Genomic DNA, 21,166 nt, shown 5'->3' on the forward strand with positions numbered 1-21,166 from the left:
AGCAGCCTATTTTATGATTATAATAAATAAATACCAGTGAAGCACTGATGGTTAATTACTTTTGTCATTTTCATAGTGTTTATGACGTTCATGCTAGCAGAAATACATTATAGTAACGACCGTGAAATATGGATTGGTGAGTGTCCTTCGTGGTATTCCTTAGCAGACATTAATATGCATTGAACGGTTAATGCAAATGCTATTCCTTTTCAGGTATTCAAGACCATCCACTTCACTTTATCATTCTTACTATTACCTCAATCAGACTATCCTTTATGTTTACCATTATTCAGTCGCACCGTACCGAAAATCTCGTTGATCAACTGCTTGTACAATATCAATCAAAAAGCCAGAATATTTTTGAGCCTTTTATCGTTATTGTGCCCTCAATGGTATTGGGCGATTGGTTGGATAAAACCATTGCCAGCCGCGCGGGTATCAGTACTTTGGTGCGTACGAAGTTTTGGGGCCAGTATCAGTGGACGCTCATGCAGGATGTGTTAACCCGCCATAATGCGTCTTTGTTAGAGCATAACCCTGAAGCAGTAATATTGAATGTGCCTGAAGTTGCAGTGCTGTCACCGACGGTGATGCAGTGGCGGCTGTTTGGGTATTTGACCTACTACCAAGCATCGATTGTTAAAGATGAAACACATCCAGTGAACCCACTGCTGGTATCTTTGATTGATGAGTCACAAGAAGGCACGGGGCAAGACACTATACAACAAGACGCGCGCATTTGGCAGCTGGCAAGTGATTTGGCGAGAGTCTTTAACCGTTACTTGACTCACCGTGAGGATTGGCTGGCGCTATGGTCGCATAACAAGTCGCTCAATGTGGATGAGTTAATCGCAGATAAAGATGCGTTGTCCCTACGTTTTGATCAGTATGCGCGCGGTACGCCTGAGTGGTTGGTGGCGCACTATGTAGAATTAGAGATGGCACAGCGATTCTTGTGGTCGCATCTATTTGCTGATGTACATCAGCACCGTGTGGCAATTGAGAATACCTTTTGGTCAGCTTTAGAAGAAAACAAGGCAAATGAACGTGAGCAGTTGCCCAAAGTGCTGCGTATTTTTACCATTCAGCAATTGCCACAGACCGAGCTCGACTTTTTGCAGCGCTTGTCGAAATATATGAACATTACACTATTGCACTACAATCCCTCAAAGCTGTTTTGGGCAGATATTGTTGATAAATCGTGGCTACAGCGTCAGCAGATCATTAATCCTGAAAGCGTGTTTTTGCGTGATTACGGGCACAGTTTGCTGTCGCGTTTAGGAAAGCAGTCACGCGATACTTTTGCCATGCTGGCCAATTTGTCGGGTAATGAGCAATACCAAGAGGCGCTTGTGGAGTGGCAAGATAACTTTGATAGTGGCGTGGATGAGAGTATTTATGATGACGATTTCAGTGCCCAAGATGCACAAAATAGTCCAAGTTTATTGCGCCGTTTGCAAAACGATGTGTTGATGCTTGACGAGCAATCAACCCAACAAGCGACAGCCGCAAAAGTCTCAGAGGCAGTCAGTAACCAAATCGCATTGGATTTTGAGCAAGAAACGTCATGGTATGACGATGAGGTGCTAGAAAATAAACGCTTTGAAAAAGACCGCTTTTGGGCTATCTCTTCTCAAGATAATAGCCTAAGCATTCATTCTTGTCATAATTTACAACGCCAACTTGAAGTACTGCGCATTATGATTGGACGCTGGCTAAATGAGCCCATCAAAGCTGGTGAGAAAAAACGCCATATATCCGATATTGTGGTGTTGCTACCTGATGTTGAGCGTCATCATGCGTTAATTAGCTCTATTTTCGTCAATGGCAGGGGACAAGATGGTCTGACTTTGCCTGCTAAGGTGACTGGTGTTGTCGATGCTGATATTCGCCAGTTATGGGAAGCGATTATTGGGTTTTATAAGCTGTTGGGTAGTCATAGCGCTCGTTTTGAAGCGGCTGAGGTTCTAGACTGGCTGATGCTGCCACCCTTATTTGAGAGTTTTGGGTTGACCCATGAGCAAATGAGCCGTGGTTGTGATTTGTTGGTAGAAGCTGGATTTATCCGCGGGTTTGATGAGCTGCATCTAAAGCAGACCCTAGACGTCAATGACTATGATTATCGCTTTAGCTTTGCACAAGCATTAGACAGATTGACTTTGGGGTTAATCATGCCAGAGGCGAGTCTGAGCGATTGCTTATATCCTTTGCATGAAGATGAATGGCCAAGTACGGCTGTGCCTGAGATGAGCTTACCACTCGCGCAAGTGAGTCTAAATGATGCCATGATTGTAGAAACGCTTTGCCGTATCTATGCTGGTCTGGTCGCACGACGTGATGACCATACACAAAAAATGAAAGCGGAAGACTGGCTCGATCAGATTGAGACCCAAGTGATTCATTGCTACTTTGGTGATGTTGATCAAACACGCACGATGCGCGCTATCTACAATGCGATGAACGGCTTCAAATCGAGCTTACGTGCCAATCGCCATTATAGACAATACTCCCGTGGTGATACTAATAGGGTAGAGGTGGAGCAAAAGCTGGCAGGGGTCGAGCAGTTACCGCTAAAGTTGAGCTTTATGCTAGACAGTATCGAAGCTGAGCTTGAGAGCCAGCAAGTCAGTGCTGAGCCGACTGGCGTGATCACTTTTGGCCGATTTGGCGCACTAAGGAACGTACCATTTGAGTTAGTGGTCATGCTCAATATGGATCTCTCTGAGTTTCCTGGGCGCGACCGTGACAACCGATATGATTTGATGAAAGCGACCAATTCACGGCGCGGTGATAGAGTCAGTGAGGATGATGATAACGGGGCATTTTTGGATGCGCTACTATGCGCACGTAGCGCATGCTGGATATTCTACAATGGCCAAAGCCTGACTGACACTCATGAGCATCTACCAGCGAACCCAGTGAGTGAGCTGCTACAGTTTTTACAAGGTGAGGTGCAGTGGCAGGTCAACTCGCTTGACACTTTGCCTGAAAGTATTGATCCAACGACAGAGAGTCTTAAGCGTTATTTACCAAAGCTGATTAAGCAGTGGCTGGTCACTGATCATCCAGCACTACCTTTTCACAAGAGCTTGTTTGAAGCAGATATTGAAGAGGCTTCTGAGCAAAAGACTAACACGTCTAATGCCAATGTTGATGCAAGCAATACGTCTGATGATGTTAGAGATAGCAACCCTGATACTGCAGCAGCCGATGAGCTAGATAGGTTGCTAAATAAAGCCATGCGCAAAACCAAACTGGCTCAAAAAAAACAATTTCCACCTGCACCGCTCTGGCAGGCTGTGTTTGAGACGCTACAGGAAAGAGTGTCTAGTAAATCTCAGCAATTGATTGGCTTACCCACAAAAGCACAGTACGAAGCCATGACTCACATGTTTGGGCACAGCTTTGGTCAGCTAGGGCAACTAGACAATCAAACCGTGTCTACATTGGCTAATATGTTTGGATTGGATACCGCTAATGCTAATGATTTTAGTGATATGAACCAAGCGATGCGCGACACCGTATTTAACATTGGCGAGATAGATATTGAGGGTATGCTGGTGTATCAAGTTCGCCATCCTGCCAAAGCGTTTTTGCGTACTCAAAAGGTGCATGTGGTACAAGGTGAGGAAGCGATGGCGCATCAAGAGCCATTATTTTTAGATCACCTGACAACCTACCAAATCAAAGATTATTTGATTAAAGAGATGGCAGTAGCTACAGCTGATAACACTACTCAGCAAGACATTTCAACTTTGATGTATCAAAAAATTATCCCAGCAGGGGTAGCGCGCCAAACCACACTACCTAATCAACAACAAAAACTACAGCAGCAGTGCCTAGAGTTTGAAGAACAGTTGATCGCTAATGGTTTTGGTGAGCGTGTTGTACCTAATGCAGCTAGAACAGAGGGTATTACAGATTTGCATCTACTGGCACCCACTGCAGAGCACCCCGTTCAGATAGAGCTGGCAGCTATAATTAATCGTGTAAACAACAACGCAAACAGTCAAATAGACACAGACGCATGGCTAAAAACCCTACCCAAATCTATTAAGATAAAAGGCCTAGTACCGCTGTTAACGCCAATGCTATCACCAACATCAGTACTATTAGATACCCATGATAAAAGCGCTCATACTCAAGCAGGCATGACCTATGCCGAGCAATCGCCCAAGCAGTGGTTAAATATACTGCCCAATTCTGCTAGTCCAAAACATCTACTCAAGTTTTGGTTGTCCCATCTATATTGGCAAGTAGCAAGACGCACCACTGCTGAGCAAGTGGCAGTAAGTGATGGGGTGAGTATTTGGCGCTTTAATAAGTCCAGCTCAAAAGTAGATGCCTACAAAAACTTCATCGCATTTAAACTAAGCCCAATCGTCTATGAAGATGCAGTGATAGAACTGATAAAGTGGGTGATTTTTGGCAACCTATCGGGTCAAACCCCCATTACATTACTGCCTGAGTATGCGTTAAATTATCTGGCTAAGTGCTTAAAAGCTGAAGAAAATGATAGTGAAAATAGCAATTATTGGCCAAAACGAGCAGACTTCTCAGATTGGCTAAGACCTAATTATAACTCAGACACGGTATACGATACTTGCTCGCAGCATGCTATTTGGCAATATGTATTGCGCGATCAAGATGCCTTTAGAGCCTTATCAGCGGCGTTGACCACCTTGGCTCAACCATTGTATAAGCCGATGTTTACTGCACTAAAAGGATTGGATAGCTAGCCCTTAATAACGTTTTTATCCTTTTGATCTAATCGATAATAATTAAAAGTATACGTTCATATGACAGATTTTACTGACACAGCCAATAATGTTGATATCTCTACACAACCAAATTTATTTGATGAGCACTCAGGTGCTATAGCTGAGCCCAAGGCAAAGGAAGAAATAGCACCAGCGGTTGCTGTTGCATTAACGGGTCGGCATCTGATCGAAGCCTCAGCGGGTACAGGCAAAACGTGGACACTGACTGGCATTGTACTGCGCCTATTGATTGAGGCACGGCGTGCGCCAGAGCAAATCATTGCCACTACATTCACTCGAGCCGCCGCCGCCGAAATGCGTCAGCGCATCCACGACCGTCTGGTAGAGTTCTATCAGCTATTACAATGGGTCAATAACCTGAGTGCGAATACCAAGAACAAAGATAACTTATATCCCAACCTATTGCAGGTACTGCCTGACAGTGACGATAACAATAACAACAAGGGTAAACTAGAAGGTAATGATTCAAGTATTGACTCAAATGCTCAGACAGACGTTGATGAGTTGAATCAAGATATTGACCATGATAAGCAGATGGCTACAAAAAAGCGCGCACAAGTCAGAGAAGAGCGCGGAAAATGGTTAATCGAACAAGCTAAACACGCACGCTTAGATACCATCATGCAAGACCCTATAAATCTACACTTGGTCGGTTATCTATTAGATCATGTGTATAGCTATCCTATGGCGGAGGCGATCCGGCGTACTGCATTAGTATTAACGACATTAGATAAGCTGTTTGTCGGTACACTCGACAGCTTGGCGCAAAAGTGGCTGAAGGAATACAGTAGTGAAACCGGTCATCAGCAAGGCATGGCGATTATCGAAGACAGTAGTATCGAGCAGGTTACGGACAGTATCATTCACGATGAGCTGCGTCAGTTTCAAAGTCGTTTGTATCATGAGCAGCCCAAACTGTATGCGCTTATGGATCAGCAAGGTAAGCTGACAGCAGTAGGTGATCATAAAAAATTCGTTTCTCGTTCGCTCAATTTTATTTCTGCACCGATTGATGAGATTGTGGTGAGTGACTTTTCATTTGAGGGTTACGAGCGGCTTATAAATACTATTATTGAACGCAGCGATGAGCTTGATATTTTCTTCAAACCTGACGGTGAGTATTATGAAGTTCTAAAAGGACAGCTGCAAAACAATAGAGATTCATGGCCTAAAATTATTCAAGCATTAGAAGATTTTGGAGCAGCTGCATACAAGTTTATATGCTCAAGTAAATACCCAGAAAGATTGATTCAAGCTTTTCTAAAAACTGACAATATTGGTAATCAGTTTCGTGTACCACAAGATGGTGAAAGAATTAATTTAATATTTAATGAGTTACAGGTTGTTCGTGATTTCAAACGATACATCGAACAAAGCAAAAAGTTGGATGAATACATAATTACTATTTTAGCTAACCTTAATCGCCATATCGTGCTTGCAGTACGTGACAGACTGCCCGTTATCTTAGAAGAACGAGGGGAGACGACCTTTAGTCTGCAAATGGTGCGCTTAAACCAAGCCTTAACGGGTCGGCAGGGAGATAAGCTGGCGCGTTATATTCGTCATCATTATCCAATTGCATTAATTGATGAATCGCAAGATATTAATGGCGAGCAAGCCATTATGATCGAAAGTATCTATTTGCCAAAGAAAGGCAAACAGTCAGAAAAGGACAAGCAATCTACCACTAAGAAATCCAATCATGAGTTTCTATTGCTGGTTGGTGACCCAAAGCAGGCGATTTATGGGTTTCGTGGCGGTGACGTGACCAACTATAACTATATGAAAGCGCAGTTTGACAAAAGTACTGTTTGGACACTCAACACTAACCGGCGCTCCACCCTCAGTTTGATTAATGCACTAAACTGCTGGTTTGGTATGCCAGAAGCAGCGACTGTTGAAAATAAGCAGGCGCAGCTGGGTACTGGTATTTATTATCAGCATAGCAAAGCCTCAAAAGAGCAGAGTAAATTGTCTTGGTTCAAGGATTCAGGCGCAAAAGATAGTAGCTTGGTGACTGACGTTCTCTCTGTTCAGCCAGTGAGTGTATTGCACCTGCCTAATGGCAAAGAGGCAGAGCTTGACTATGATGAGTATGAAATCACCGCTCGTCATATTGCTATTTTGCTCAGTAGTAGTCAGACATTAAACGATCAGCCGATTCAGCCCAGTGATATCGGGGTGTTGGCACGTACCAAAAAAGACCTAAAGCAGGTTGAAGATGAGCTGGTAAAACTGGGTGTACCAACCCTGACCACCAGCGACGTCAGCATCTTTGAAACGATTATGGCAGAGGATGTGGCAGCGCTACTCAGTGCCATGCTATACCCGTATCGTCATGACATGATTAACCGAGTATTAACCAGTCATCTATATGGACTGAGTATTAAAGACATCAAAGCGATGATGACGGATTATGAGTCAGGTGTGGTTGAGAATGACAACAGACTTACTGGCATCAACAACGATAATGATGTTCAAAATACAGAGAATAAAAAAAGCTATCAAGATTTTATTACCTATCTAAAAGAAGGCGCACAGCGCTGGCAGCATTTTGGTATCTTATCGGCGCTGCATTACTTATTAGATAAAAGCCCCATGCAACTACAAGGCGTTTGGCAAGCGCTGGCATCTCATCCAGAAGGCGATCGACATATCATGGATTTGCGTCATGTGATGGACGTATTGGCACAGTATGGCCTAGGCATGGGTGAGCATGAGCTATTAGCTTGGTTTATACAGCATATAGAGGCCGCACCCAATAGTGATTGGGCCAAGCAGTATCCGCTACCCACAGAGTCTGGCGTGCAGCTTATGACCATTCATAAGTCAAAAGGACTTGAGTTTCCCATCGTCTATGTACTGGGTATGGGAGATGCCAGTAGGAAGTCAGGCAACAAAGAAGACTATGGACTGTATCTATATAATGCTCAGCAAGCGCCTTCAGCGTTAGTACAGCAATCCATAGAAGATCAGTCAATCGGTAATCAGCGTCGTTTCTCACTATTGCAAAGCTCTGCAACTAAAGAGGATTACTACACGGATATCGAGACAAACGAGGGTTTTGATGAGCTACGCCGACTTGGTTATGTTGCATTCACTCGGGCTAGCGAGCAACTTTATGTGGTGTTGCGAGATCCGAATGACACAAGAGATATGAAGCGCAAACCGGTATTTTATTGGTTTGACTCTCCAGAAGCAAAGTTTGAACTGCCTGATAACCTTAAAGGCACGATAGGTATGCTCAGAGGTCATAAGGTTAATGATTTCTATGATAGTCATTATTCTAAAACAGTGACTTCAATGGATACCAAGCCTATTACCATCGCACCTATGACAGAAGCTATTGAGTATGTTCCTTTTGCTGAGGTCATGAAAACGAATTATTTTTATGGTTGGGCTAAGACCAGCTTTACGGCTTTGGCCCGTCAGCTAGATGAATCAACGCAGGCAATGGCTGTTGTTGATGAGCGTATTGATGATGCTATAGATATTGATATGGCAGACGCTGCAATGTCGGTGGAGCCTTCACCTGATAGTAATGCGTCTATTGAAAAAATTGATGAGCTAAGTCTTAAGTCAGAAGAGGATATTCGCTTCACCTTTGTAAAAGGTGCTAATGCAGGTACGTTTTTGCATGAGATATTCGAAAAAATCGATTTCACTAATAAACTGCAGTGGTCTGGGGTCATTGATAGGGCGGTCAGTAGTTATCAATTGCCGCTGGTGTATAGCAGTGCTGAACATCAGAGCCGTAGGTCACAGGGGAAGAGAGAAGGAGATCGTGACTCATTTGATCCTGACTCAATAGACACGACAAAGCATGAGGCATTGATTACTTGGGTTGAAGAGGTGCTGAGCACGCCGCTATTGGCCTCCAGTCAACCCTTATGTGCTCTTGATGCAGGACAGAGATTTGCCGAGTTAGAATTCAACATGGGGTTGTCAGAGAGCTTTAAAGCAGAGGATATCAGCAAACTATTTCACGAGTATCTGCCTGATGAAATAGACAAGCATGTCAATCTTGTGCCACAGAACAAAACGCACTTGTATCGTTACTTACGCGGTGAGATTGATTTAGTGTATGAGTATGCTGGCAAGTATTATGTAGTCGATTATAAGAGCAATTTTTTAGGAAATAGCCTAAGCGATTATAATGAGAGTACGCTTAAAAAAGCCATGTCTAAAGCGGGATATTGGCTGCAAGCAGCAATTTATCAAGTAGCATTGCATCGATTTCTTTCAATGAGAGTCACTGACTATGTAGGCAATGAAGCTAAGTATTTAGGGGCAGTAGAATATGTCTTTTTACGAGGGGTATATGACCCCAACTCTCAAGCAGCTGATACCGTATCGCAAGATGCTAATAAAACTAGCGAATCGCCACACAACGGTCGCTATGGACTCGTGACTTGGGATATTCCAGTCGATTTTATCAAAGGTTTGGATGCGCTATTTGGTGTACCTGATTAGCAAGCCTACATAACGAATATCATTAATCAAAGATTCTAGAAAAATCAACCAGATCAAAATAGAGACAAGTATATCATGAGCAATAATAATAAAAGCAGTGCAGCAATGGGCTTACAAGAAAGCTGGGCTAGTAATATCAGTGATTATATTTTGCTACGCCGTGAGCAAACGCGTATAGCGTACGACGCGACGGATGCAAAGACGAGTAATGAGAGCAAACAGGTCGACAAGACAGCAGACGGTCATTTATTTAACGCATTTTTCATGATGTTAGCGACTCATTTGGAAGAGGGGCATACCGTATTGATCATTGAGGCCTCTGAGCATGAAGTACCATTGCAAGGTCAAATCAATGATGAGGTAACTACGCTATACGCTTGGCAGCAACAGTTATTAGAGATGCTAGCAATGCCAATATTTGCGCTCATAGATACCAAATCAAATACTCAACCGGAGGATCAATCTACCGCCGAAACGTCGATATTTGTATTGCTAAACATATTATTTGATAAGCGGGATCAGCTATGGATGCAGTTGGCGCTGAGTAATCATGAAAAGGACATGCTGACTAAGCGTTTTGATACGATTGCTACGGTATTTCAGCTACTGAAAAATACCGATTTTACTTTTTTCATGAACTTAGTTAATAAGCATGCTTTGTTTGCTGAGGTTAATGCTAACACTAATAGTAACAGTGAAGAAAATAGCCTAAGCAATAATAATCGACCTATCGTTTACAACATGGCTGACAATCAAAATTCAACGAACTATATTACTTTTTGGCTACATCGTGCATGGCAGGCCGAATTTAATTTAGCAAAAAATATCAACAATATCTTGAATCAAAAAGTAAGCCCTTTACCAATAGCAATACCTGAAAGTCTTCACGAAAATCAAATAAAGGCGATTAATGTCGCTAATAACAACGCGTTTAGCATTATTACCGGTGGTCCAGGGACAGGTAAAACATACACCGTTGCTCAGTTAGTTATCGCCCTGCAACAAGCGACAGAGAGTAGGGGTGATAATTCTGAAAATATTAGATTTAGTACGGATAGTGCGAGTCTAGCATTAGCAGCACCGACTGGTAAGGCAGCACAACGCATGCAAGAGTCTTTGCAAGCGGCTTTGGATGCAGTAGGTATCGATCTACAGCTGCAAGAAGCCAAAACCATCCACCGTTTGTTAGGTATTGGGCGTACGGGCAGACCTCGTTACAATGCCGATAATCCACTTGGCGAAGATATTATCATCGTTGATGAAGCCTCAATGCTAGGGGTTGAGTTGGCCAATTACCTGGTGAGTGCGGTAAAACCAGGGGCAAGACTTATATTGTTAGGAGATGCTAACCAGTTGGCAGCAGTCGATGCAGGGGCGGTATTGGCAGATTTATGCCATATACCATTTCTACAATCCATTCATGCGGAGCTGACTGAGAGTCGCCGATTTAGCGCAGATTCAGGTATTGGTAAGCTTGCTTATCAAATTAATAAGCTAGAGACAGATACCCAAGACATTTGGCAGCTGTTAAGGCAGGATGAAGCGTTGAGTTTTCAACATGTAAATACACTGCAAACAAACGCACTTATAGATAATAAAGTAAAAAATAGCCTAAGTAATAAAATATTATTATCAAAAATTTCCTCAAATTACCAAAAATATCTAAAAAAGATTAAAAACCTATCAAATGATACGATAGAAAAATCCATACCAGAATCAATAAAAAATACAATTACACCATTAATGGAGACATTTAACGAGTTCAGAATTCTATGTGCTGGCCATAATGGTGAGTGGGGTGACCACTATATTAATAATTATCTCACTCAATGGCATCTTAGTGAGCTGAAGCTGCCACTAGGTCAAAACACATGGTTCCATGGTCGACCTGTCATGGTTTTACAAAATAATTATGAGCTAGGCTTATTTAATGGTGACATCGGTTTTTGCCTACAAACAGGAGATGAAAGAAACCGATTAGAAGTGTTTTTTGAGAATAAAGAGCAGGGAATTGCGGTCAATCTACTAAACGAAGAGGTGATTGCCACAGCATATGCGATGACGATTCATAAGTCGCAGGGATCTGAGTTTGATCATGTCGCTATTGCGTTTGATAATAGTCATGCAAGGTTGCTTAGCAAAGAGCTTATTTATACAGCGGTGACTCGTGCCAAAAAACAAGTGACTATATACAGTACAAAACACGCTCTTGAACAGGCCGTCCAAACACCGACTGAAAGACATACAGGTTTAGCATTGCAGTTTTCTGAACTTGAATAGATGAATATTCAGAAAAATAAAGATAAAAATAGGGCTAAAATTGCATAACTTTTATAAAGTGCTAGAGCGTATTAATGAAGTCATTTATAGGCCTAACGAACTGACTATAGCCTCAATGGAAGAGGAACAACAAAATCTAGAATATGCTGCTGGTAAATTTGAACTAATGAATAAACTGGCTGTTAAAACGGTTAGATTTAGAGTTGCCAAGCAAACACCCACAAAAATAGGGCAGTTCGTTGCTTTTTGGGAATCAGTCTCATTTTACAAAAGGTAAAATGGGTATAAGGGTGTATCCTAGCTGGGATAAGCCAACCAGTCATACCGCTTTAAGGACCCAAAGTTGGCAGCTCGATTATTTTTTCATGGTTGCTGATACAGGCATACTACCTATAGCAAAAATACGGGCATTATATGAGTAGAAAAATTAACAGTAAGCGTAAAATCCGAGCAATAAAAAAGCATCCGACTTGGATGCTTTTTTTAAATTAAATCAAAGAATTTAAATTTTATCTTCTTTGATGGCATAGATGCCAGGTAGATGACGCAAGTAACCATGGAAATCCATACCACAGCCGTAGACATAACGGTCTGCAACATTGATACCAACAAAATCAACATCAAAACCTTCAACTTTACGATCATGTTCTTTATTAAGCAGAACACAAGATTCAAGCGATAAAGGTTTTTCTTTACTCAATTCTTCAACAACGGCTTTTAGCGTGATGCCTTCATCAAAAATATCGTCAATTAACAAGACGTGCTCGCCCTCGATGCTAACATCAGGCTTGAATTTCCAATCAAGCTCATTGGTTCCTTCGTTATCACGATAGCGTGATGCATGAATATAATGCATGCGATGGTAGAACGTCAAATGAGTCAATAGTTGACCAGCTGGAATAAGTCCACCGTTCATAACAACCATAACGATTGGATTTAAACCAGCATAATGTAGGTTGAGTTGGGCGGCAAGGCGCTCATAAGCAGCGGCTACTTCGATACTGCTGATAAGGCACTCTGAGTTGCGTAATGTTTTTTCAATTTCTTGGTTGCTGATTTGGGTCATCGGGTGCGCCTTCGGTAAAAAGTGCCGCTTATTTTAGCAAATTTTAGTGAATTTGCCCAATACCATCTGTCTTTTGAGGCAAAATTAATCAAATACTGGCATTTATTCCGGCTTTTCTACGATGAAAGGGCGGTAATAGTTTGCCAAACGATTTAAAGAGCGATCAGGTAGGTCAGGTAACAACTTATTTAAGGCCATACTCATGCCTTTATCAATAGCTGCTTTGGCAACTGGGACAGACTTACGTTTAATCATGCCAAGTTTTAGCGTTTCAGCATAGCGGCTGATAAAATGCGTCAATGTCTCTTCATTCATGGTCTCGAGTGCTTTTTTAAATGCTTTCATATCTACCTGCTCAGGTGTGATCGCAGCAAAGCCTTTTTCGATGGTTTGCGCATCTGCATCTGACAATTTAAAACCCACTCGTTTTACACCTTCATTATCAATAAAAGTTGCCCGATCTCTCAAGAAATGAAAGCTTGGCATCACTTCTTCGTTATTCTCTTTACCGAGTAGGATATTAAGTAGGGTGTCTGTTGCTTTTTCAACTGTGCTAACGATTTTGCGCATAGAGGCTTGACGTTCAGGGTTTGGGATAATATCTACCAATCCAATCAGCAGATTATCGATTAGATCACGCGCTGTTTGATGCGTCAGGGCATCACGATATGGGTAGTATTCTACCTCCTCATTTGAGGCAATCACTTGCTCAGCGTCAATGATTAGCTTTTTTAATTTTTCTGAAGGTACAAACCCAAAATAATGCGCCATGGTGCTTCCTTTATTTGTTGTTTTTCATGTTTAACCAGCGTTACATTCGTCGTTAAATCAGTTAGTATCTAAATGGGTTGCAGTCAAAGACTCACCATATGCTGACTAGTGACGTGTGCTAACTATAAAATGGAAAGCCTTATTAATAGATGATGATACTACAGTACTTCTATAAATGGCCTTTGGACAGGTGTGCTAAGTCACTAGTCGCCGACTAATTTAACATATTTTTTATATTCTAAATTAAAAAGCTTGAACTTATAAGGCTATCTATTACTTGTCTAAGGAGAGATAAGATGAATAGTGCAATCGTGCTAGTGTTTGCTGTTGCCGCTATGCTTTGCGGTTATCTGTTTTACTCAAAATTTATCGCCACTAAAATCTTGGCATTGGATAACAGTATCCCCACGCCAGCGCATACCATGAAAGATGGGGTAGATTATATCCCCACCAATAAATATGTGTTATGGGGACATCACTTTACTTCAGTCGCAGGAGCGGCTCCGATTATTGGCCCTGCCATTGCGGTGATTTGGGGCTGGGTGCCTGCTATCATTTGGGTGGTATTGGGCACTATTTTTATGGCGGGTGTCCACGACATGTCTGCCATTTGGGCAAGTATGCGTAATCGAGGTCAGTCGATTGGTTCGATTGCCGGTACTGTCATGGGTACACGTGTGCGTAGCTTGATGATGATCGTTATCTTTTTATTATTACTCATGGTAAATGCGGTATTCGGCGTCGCTATTGCTAATATGATGATAAAAACCCCGTCTGCTGTACTGCCCGTTTGGGGTGCTTTGATAGTCGCCTTTATCATCGGTCAGTGTATTTATCGCTATAAGATGAATCTGGTGTGGGTATCAATCATTGGGGTCACCGCTTTATATGGGCTTATTTATCTTGGTCCTATGTTCCCTATCGTATTACCTGAGACAGTCTTAGGGTTGCCTGATAATGCCGTTTGGATTATTATTTTATTCGCCTATGCGGCAATCGCTTCTTTGTTACCGGTCTGGATGCTATTGCAACCGCGCGATTACATCAATGGCTTACAGTTATTTGTCGGTCTGATTTTATTATACGCTGCTATCTTTATTGCTACGCCGAATATTGTCGCGCCAGCAATAAACACAGCATTGCCAGTTGGCACACCTTCTATGCTGCCTTTATTGTTTGTGACCATTGCTTGTGGTGCAATCTCAGGATTTCATGGGTTGGTGGCGACGGGTACGACGTCTAAGCAGATTGATAAAGAAGAAGATGTACGATTCGTTGGTTACTTCGGTGCCATGGGTGAAGGTATGCTGGCACTTGGCGCGATACTTGCCGCAACGGCAGGCTTTGCAACCCTTGGCGACTGGCAAGCAGTTTATCAAAAATTTGGTGATGGCTCTATTGGTGCCTTCATTGATGGTGGTGCGACCATATTGAATGCTGGCGTCGGCATTGATATCGTTTTATCACAGACGATGCTGACGGTAATGGCAGCATTGTTCGCTGGTACTACGATGGATACTGGGGTACGTCTGCAACGCTATATCTTCCAAGAGTTTGGTGAGATTTATAAACTGCCTGTACTGAATAAGAGTGTGGTGGCAACATTGCTTGCCGTTGGCAGCTGTCTGTTATTAGCGTTTGGTGCTGGTGGTATCGACGGCGCGGGCGGTATGATTATTTGGCCGCTATTTGGCACCACAAATCAGCTAATGGCAGCATTAACCTTGATGATTGTAACTGTCATCTTGTTACGTAAAGGCAAACCAGTGTGGTATACCTTAGGGCCATTGTCGTTCTTACTGGTCATGACTGTTTTTGCGTTATTGATTCAGCTAAAAACCTTTTTCAATGATGGCAATTGGCTGCTTATCATTATGGATATCATTATCTTGATAGCCACGATTTTAGTGACATTTGAGAGTCTATCGGTACTCCGTAAAGAATGGTCAATACATAAGGGCAAAAGCAAACTCTAAGCCATAGCGAATAAATAGTTAGATACTTACTGAAATACGATAAAAACGCTAGCAGCAATTGCTGGCGTTTTTTGTCTCATATAGGCATGATAGATAATAAGCATCCAAAAAAGAAGAATGATTATGGAAAACACGGATATAACAAAACCTATAAAAAACATTGAGCCATGGTGGCAACGGTTTGCCGCTGGTTTAAATGAGTTTTATCATGCGCCTTATCGTCAAACGATGGCACGCGCCGCACGTGATGAAGAAGATTTTTTTATGTTACTCATGTTTGCGGAAAGCTTAGGTATCGACAATCCTGCCAGCTTTTATACGCTAGAATTACAGCCATTATTTTTAGAAAATTTTCACGAATGGCATACACGTATGGGCATGGATAGATGTCCATTCGACCATGTCGGTTGCTGCTAACTTCCTTTTAATTAATTAAAATGAGATACAAGTATGGCATTACACCCTTTACATGGCTTGGTAGAGCAACTGGCGCCGCAGCCTATTATATTTATCGGTGGAAAGGGTGGTGTGGGGAAAACCACCACTGCCGCTGCACTTGCCAGCTATTACGCCAATCAAGGCAAAAAGACTTTGATTGTCTCAACCGATCCAGCACACAGCTTGGGCGATGTGTTAAACGTCCAGCTAAAAAATCAAAAAACAGTCGTAACCCCTTACCTAGATGCTATTGAACTAAACCCTGATATCATCGTCGATGAGCATTTCTCCCAAGTGGAACGTACCATTACCTCCTACGCCAATCCAGATATGATGCCAAAAATTCGCGAGCATCTACGGCTATCAAAATCAGCACCTGGCGCACAAGAAGCCGCCATGCTTGAATCCATGTGTCAGCATTTAGTCGAAGCGGCAGATGCAGGCTATGAGCATATTATCTTTGATACTGCACCGACAGGGCATACGCTACGGTTGCTAGTACTACCAGAGATGATGGGTGCATGGACAGATGGACTACTTGCTCAGCAGCGTAGACAGGCCAAATTGCGCTCGGTAGCGACGCATTTGGATAGTCATAATCAAAAAGGCAATCAAACAAAGAACCATCAAAACGAAAGCCCTCGAAAAAACGATGTGGCAAATCCATTTGCGACAAAAAAATCTGATCGCTGGGAACAAGCAGTATCCGTTTTAGAAAAGCGCAAGCAGTTGTTTCGCCAAGCAGGGTTGCTGCTGCATGATCGTACACAAACGGCGATTGTGTTGGTTATGACTGCCGATGTATTGCCGTTGGCTGAGACCAAACGAGCTATCGAACAGCTAGAAGAAAGTAAGCTCACGCCAGCAGCAATAGTCATCAATCAATTGATATCACCGACGCAGTCAGATGAGTTTTGGCGCCGCCGTGCTGAACGCCAGCAGCAATTAATGCAGGACATTGAAGAGAATTTTTCTAAATATCCGCTGTATCCGATTTATCTGCAGCAAACAGACGTGCGCGGCACAGAGGCATTGAGTACATTGCTAGGCTAGATGTATAGTAAACAATAAGGCAGTAAATAATTAAGACTCACGCTTGTAGGACTGTAATTTTCCCGACAGCGACCATGCCATATCTGCACGCAGCAGCTGCGCCTGTTCAGACTTACCACTGCTAAGTGATGACCATTGCGGTTTGCCGCGAGCCTTTTTTAGCTCACTGGGTAATTTATTCGCAGGCCATACGGTGATTGGATTGTTATCTTCATCAGCATTGTTATCATAACTGCCATCATTTGACGATGTATAAAGGCTGTTTTTCTCGCCTTTATATAATAGTTGAGTGGCATCAGTAGCAGCATGGCCGCGATGGCGTAGGGCAGTGAGTAAGTCGATCGCTCGTGTTGCTAGTAATGTCAACGTCGCAGGATCGATATACAAGCGTTTTACCCCAGTGATCCTATCTGCAATACTACTGGTATTAGATAGTAAACCGCCTGCAATACCACCTATCGCTGCACCCAAACCCAATGTCGTACCTAGCGCTGCTGCATCAATACCCAATCCTAGAAGCGCACCAGCTGCTGCACCAGACGTCGTACGAATACCATAGCTCTTGAGCAGCTCAGGATCGAATGGATCTTGCTGATAGGCTTGTAATTCAAGCGGGGTTGCCGCGACTGCGTTATCATAAAATTTATACAGGTTAAGAAGATTGTGCTGCATCGCCCGTTCACTTTGTCTCACGGCCTCTTGCATTTGTTCTAAGACTGGCATTGGGTCGTCATCTTCACTAATCTCACGAACAAAAGCGGCAACATTGATTAAAAAATCAGCAATAATGATATTGGCCTCGTCATACAGTTGCGCCCAATCTTCAGTGCGCCGTGCCATTAATTTCTCAAGCATCTCAGAGTGGGTAAGCATGGTGGCTAAATTCTGCCATAAGCGCATTTCATCTTCAAATTCAAAAGCAACGGAATCAAAGCGTGTGGAAATATGTAAATTGCGTCTTGCCAGCATGGTCTGCCAATCATCAATATTGGCATTCTGACTGTCGGTAAAGTTAAAAACAGGCATGACAGGAATGGCTGCCCAAGACAAAATAGCCAGCTCGTCTTTATATTTACCCAATACTGGCTCACGAGCATCTACCACATAGATAGCCATATCACTTGCCAGCAGCTGCCGAATTACTTTGGCTTCTTGGCTGTAGTCGTAGCTGTCTGAAACTCTGCTACTATCTATACTTTGAGCAATATCAGCGGCCAAAAATTGCTGCAAGCGCTCAATACCATCACGTCGACTAGCGGTATTGTCCTCCAGCCAATCCATGAGTCCTGAGGCATCCTCTAAACCAGGTGTGTCGTATAACGCCACTAGCACCTCGCCAGTTTGACTATCTGTCAACCTTGCTTGCTCAACGTGGCGCGTGGTCGCCGCTTCGTTTTTGACTTCACCAAAATACACATCACGTAGTAATGTGCGCAGTATGGATGTCTTACCAGTATTGGTATGGCCAACGACGGCCAATTTGAGTGCTTCACCACTGGCGATGGTTTTCTTTGTCATATTTGTCGTTACGGCTGCTGTTGATGGCTCAGTTGGTAAAGGTCGATTGTCCTGAGTTACAGGCGGATTTGAGTTGTCAGGAGTTGGCTCATAAGCCTTGTCTGCAAAGAGACCAGCAGGCTTATTGTGCTCATAATTCTCTTTTTTATTATCATTATTCATAATAGCGTCTTATATTTATTAATGGCCAAAACATACAGTGGTGATCTATTGTAAAAAAATCTACGGAAATTCAGCTTTAGTATCGATATTAAGAGTCCATATTCACTAAGCCAATTTTTCGGGCAGACAAGGCGGTTTGCCACTGCTGATAACGAACATCTTGATGGTTTGCAACCTGCTTGGTTAACTCTAAAGCGCTTGAATCACTCAGCAGCTGCACAATAAGTCCGTCTTTTGCATGGCTAGCGATTTGATCAAGTTTACGTAGCGTACCGCGGTCAGGGAGCGCTTTGCTATGAATACCCAACAAAACTTGCACCGGATGATCATCTAAATATTTTTTGAGGCGTGCCATATCATCGCGGTCATCAATAATGCCAAAATTTTCAATATCGCTATCCATGTTGAGATCTGCATTAAGCCCCGACTGCCACCAGTGATTCTGCTCTGATGGATACTCAAGCAAAGCCACCAGTTTCTTGCCAGCGCTGACTTGGGCTTTTGGGGCAATAGGGACGGACGCTTCATTATTAAAGTCATCAGCATCTACCACCTGACGCTGCCAAAAATTCAAAATCTTTTGATAATAGGGCTGTTTGATGTCTAAACGCATTTTTTTGCGACGAAACATCAATGCGCAAAACACCCAAGCAATCGCTCTTGGTACAATGCCGTACATCAGCAAGCTACCAACCAATAAGCCTGCCCATTGCCGTGCGACAGCCAATGGCATCGCATCAGTCACCAAGCGGCTCTGTACGATAGCGGTACCATCCGGCACATCAAATCCCACCATACTTGGTAGCCAGCCAAGTAACTGTGTCAAAGTAATCAGCGCCTGATCAGATAGTAAAGTCGATTCCCAGCTAAAGCTATACTGACGGACAATCAACAAAAAGATAATCGCCAGCAGCATACCCGTCAACGTTGCCAGCCATAACTGATGACTAAATCTCCCCAAATACCAGCGCATCCCGCTATGCTGTAATTGGCGCTCATACAGATCAACAGCCGCCTTGGTGACATCATCCTTACCACGTATGAGATAACTGGGACTGACAAAATTGGGACTGACAAAATTGGCAAACCAATTCGAGGATTGCTTGCCTTGATTAATCACGGTCATCACCAGCCAGCCCAACAGCATAATGGTATGAAACCCTAGTAGGCAGACAAGTACGTAAAAGAAATTTACCACATTGGTCTGTAGTAAGGTAAATAAGCCCAAAAATCCCGATAGACACCACAGCACGCTCATGACTACCATGAGACCTTTGATACGACCGTCAATTTTGCCCAATACTCGTGCCAGCTCACCGTTACTATCGATACGTGAGGCTCGGCGGTGCAATTTTTGAATGGGCTTGCCATCCTCACCTTGTAGCTTTTCCGTGATAAGTAGCGGGTCAGTGGCAAAGACATGTTGCTGAGTCTCAAGCGTGCGTACCAACTCAGTCAATTGATCTTGGGGTGATAGCATAATGCAATAACATCCATATAAAAGCGTTTATGTAGGAGATGATTTTTGATTATTGTAGCGTATATATAATACTGATGACGTCTATTATTTTGAGAGGATACTAGCCAAATATTAGCAAACGGACATTTATTAAGCATTTTTATCATGGTAAAGACAATAAAAATCAGCCAAAATAAATAATGCACAGAATGATAATGACAAGGGTAAAAAAACGCTGTTAAAAAAGAATCCAAAAAAGGAATCGTTATGAATAACAGAACGTATCTAATCGTTGGTGGTACAGGCGGCATTGGTAGAGCGATGATCAAGCAATTAGTAGATAACACTGCCAGTGACAATGACAATAAGAATACCGATAATGGTGAAAAACAAGATATCCATGTTTTTGCCACTTATCATCGAAACATACCGGATTTTGAGGCAGACAATCTGCATTGGATATCCATGAACATCTGTGACGAACAAAGTATCCAGCAAGCAGCCAAGTCTATTCAGCAGCAAACCCCTCATATTGATTGGATTATCAATTGTGCAGGATTGTTGCATACGGCGACGCAGCAGCCAGAAAAAGCACTGCGTCAGGTTGATACTGAGTTCTTTTTACAGAATATGCAAGTGAATGCCTTAGCTAGCTTGCTTATAGCCAAGCATTTTAGACCGCTTTTGGCCAAATCTGCGCGTAGTAATGACAAGCCCGCAGTTTTTGCGACGATTTCCGCGCGCGTTGGTAGTATCAGTGACAATCAATTGGGCGGCTGGTATAGCTATCGTATGAGTAAAGCGGCACTCAATATGGGTATGAAAAATCTGAGCATTGAATGGAATCGCTCGCTTAAAGACGTGTGCGTGGTTGTCATGCAGCCAGGAACGGTGAATACGCAACTATCCGCACCTTTCCAAGGCAATGTGGCTGAAGGTCAGTTATTTTCGCCAGCCTATAGTGCAGAATGCTTATTAGAAGTACTTAACCGTATGACAGCTGCGCAATCAGGAAGCTTTGTTGACTGGGCAGGGGAATCCATACCTTGGTAGCGCTAAACGATTAAAAGGTTCATAAAGCCAATTCAATAGATAAAAACAGGGCGTGTCGTTGTCGTTAATATGATGACAATGACATGTCCTGTCCTGTTTTATTGATAAGATAAGGGTAATTCTTAGATAGGAAAAT

13 protein-coding genes are annotated in these 21,166 nt (G+C 42.9%); 9 read left to right on the top strand and 4 right to left on the bottom strand.

The genetic code is table 11. The features are described 5' to 3' along the window. Window positions 1-275: 275 nt before the first annotated feature. The 5 genes from JMX93_RS11170 to JMX93_RS11190 all read left to right on the top strand — a co-directional run bounded on the left by JMX93_RS11170 (window position 276) and on the right by JMX93_RS11190 (window position 11,956). Complete coding sequence (locus JMX93_RS11170) at window positions 276-4,739, top strand: exodeoxyribonuclease V subunit gamma (protein WP_499204771.1); 4,464 nt, start codon at window positions 276-278, stop codon at window positions 4,737-4,739. 60 nt (window positions 4,740-4,799) lie between these two features. Beyond that, window positions 4,800-9,254 carry a UvrD-helicase domain-containing protein gene (locus JMX93_RS11175; protein ID WP_499204772.1) on the top strand — a complete coding sequence of 1,485 codons (4,455 nt, stop codon included), beginning with the start codon at window positions 4,800-4,802 and terminating at the stop codon, window positions 9,252-9,254. Between the two features lie 72 nt (window positions 9,255-9,326). Then, on the top strand, window positions 9,327-11,534 hold the full coding sequence (gene recD / locus JMX93_RS11180; RefSeq protein WP_499204785.1) for an exodeoxyribonuclease V subunit alpha: 2,208 nt from the start codon (window positions 9,327-9,329) through the stop codon (window positions 11,532-11,534). 166 nt (window positions 11,535-11,700) lie between these two features. Further along, window positions 11,701-11,811 (top strand): MepB family protein, encoded by a 111-nt coding sequence (locus JMX93_RS11185; protein ID WP_499204786.1) that lies wholly within the window; start codon window positions 11,701-11,703, stop codon window positions 11,809-11,811. Between the two features lies 1 nt (window position 11,812). Then, window positions 11,813-11,956, top strand: coding sequence for a MepB family protein (locus JMX93_RS11190; protein WP_499204773.1), 144 nt, complete (start codon window positions 11,813-11,815; stop codon window positions 11,954-11,956). A gap of 80 nt (window positions 11,957-12,036) precedes the next feature. Here the strand turns inward: JMX93_RS11190 and JMX93_RS11195 are convergent, their stop codons facing one another. Then, the gene (locus JMX93_RS11195) at window positions 12,037-12,600 is read right to left on the bottom strand and encodes a hypoxanthine-guanine phosphoribosyltransferase (protein ID WP_193011342.1); all 564 of its coding nucleotides are present in this window, start codon (window positions 12,598-12,600) and stop codon (window positions 12,037-12,039) included. 102 nt (window positions 12,601-12,702) lie between these two features. Continuing rightward, entirely contained in the window at window positions 12,703-13,371 is a 669-nt protein-coding gene (locus JMX93_RS11200; RefSeq protein WP_496190690.1) for a hypothetical protein, read from the bottom strand. Window positions 13,372-13,667: 296 nt separating this feature from the next. Between JMX93_RS11200 and JMX93_RS11205 the strand changes: the two genes are divergently transcribed. The 3 genes from JMX93_RS11205 (at window position 13,668) to JMX93_RS11215 (ending at window position 16,838) form a co-directional block, all read left to right on the top strand. Beyond that, window positions 13,668-15,347 carry a carbon starvation CstA family protein gene (locus JMX93_RS11205; protein ID WP_193011344.1) on the top strand — a complete coding sequence of 560 codons (1,680 nt, stop codon included), beginning with the start codon at window positions 13,668-13,670 and terminating at the stop codon, window positions 15,345-15,347. Window positions 15,348-15,470: 123 nt separating this feature from the next. Continuing rightward, window positions 15,471-15,764 carry a cory-CC-star protein gene (locus JMX93_RS11210; RefSeq protein WP_045454674.1) on the top strand — a complete coding sequence of 98 codons (294 nt, stop codon included), beginning with the start codon at window positions 15,471-15,473 and terminating at the stop codon, window positions 15,762-15,764. Between the two features lie 33 nt (window positions 15,765-15,797). Next, window positions 15,798-16,838 carry an ArsA family ATPase gene (locus tag JMX93_RS11215; protein ID WP_499204774.1) on the top strand — a complete coding sequence of 347 codons (1,041 nt, stop codon included), beginning with the start codon at window positions 15,798-15,800 and terminating at the stop codon, window positions 16,836-16,838. A 30-nt stretch (window positions 16,839-16,868) separates the two neighbouring features. On the opposite strand, the gene JMX93_RS11220 is transcribed toward JMX93_RS11215, so the two are convergent. Both JMX93_RS11220 and JMX93_RS11225 read right to left on the bottom strand, forming a co-directional pair. Next, the gene (locus JMX93_RS11220) at window positions 16,869-18,356 is read right to left on the bottom strand and encodes a DUF3482 domain-containing protein (protein ID WP_499204787.1); all 1,488 of its coding nucleotides are present in this window, start codon (window positions 18,354-18,356) and stop codon (window positions 16,869-16,871) included. Between the two features lie 250 nt (window positions 18,357-18,606). Continuing rightward, a complete protein-coding gene (locus JMX93_RS11225; RefSeq protein ID WP_499204775.1) occupies window positions 18,607-19,998 on the bottom strand; it encodes a DUF2868 domain-containing protein in 1,392 nt (463 codons plus the stop codon). Window positions 19,999-20,244: 246 nt separating this feature from the next. Between JMX93_RS11225 and JMX93_RS11230 the strand changes: the two genes are divergently transcribed. Further along, window positions 20,245-21,030: an SDR family oxidoreductase gene (locus JMX93_RS11230; RefSeq protein ID WP_499204776.1), complete on the top strand. Its 786-nt coding sequence runs from the start codon at window positions 20,245-20,247 to the stop codon at window positions 21,028-21,030. Window positions 21,031-21,166 lie beyond the last annotated feature (136 nt).

It is taken from the genome of Psychrobacter muriicola 2pS (assembly GCF_904846535.1).
In the GTDB taxonomy this organism is placed as follows: Bacteria; Pseudomonadota; Gammaproteobacteria; order Pseudomonadales; family Moraxellaceae; genus Psychrobacter; species Psychrobacter aquimaris.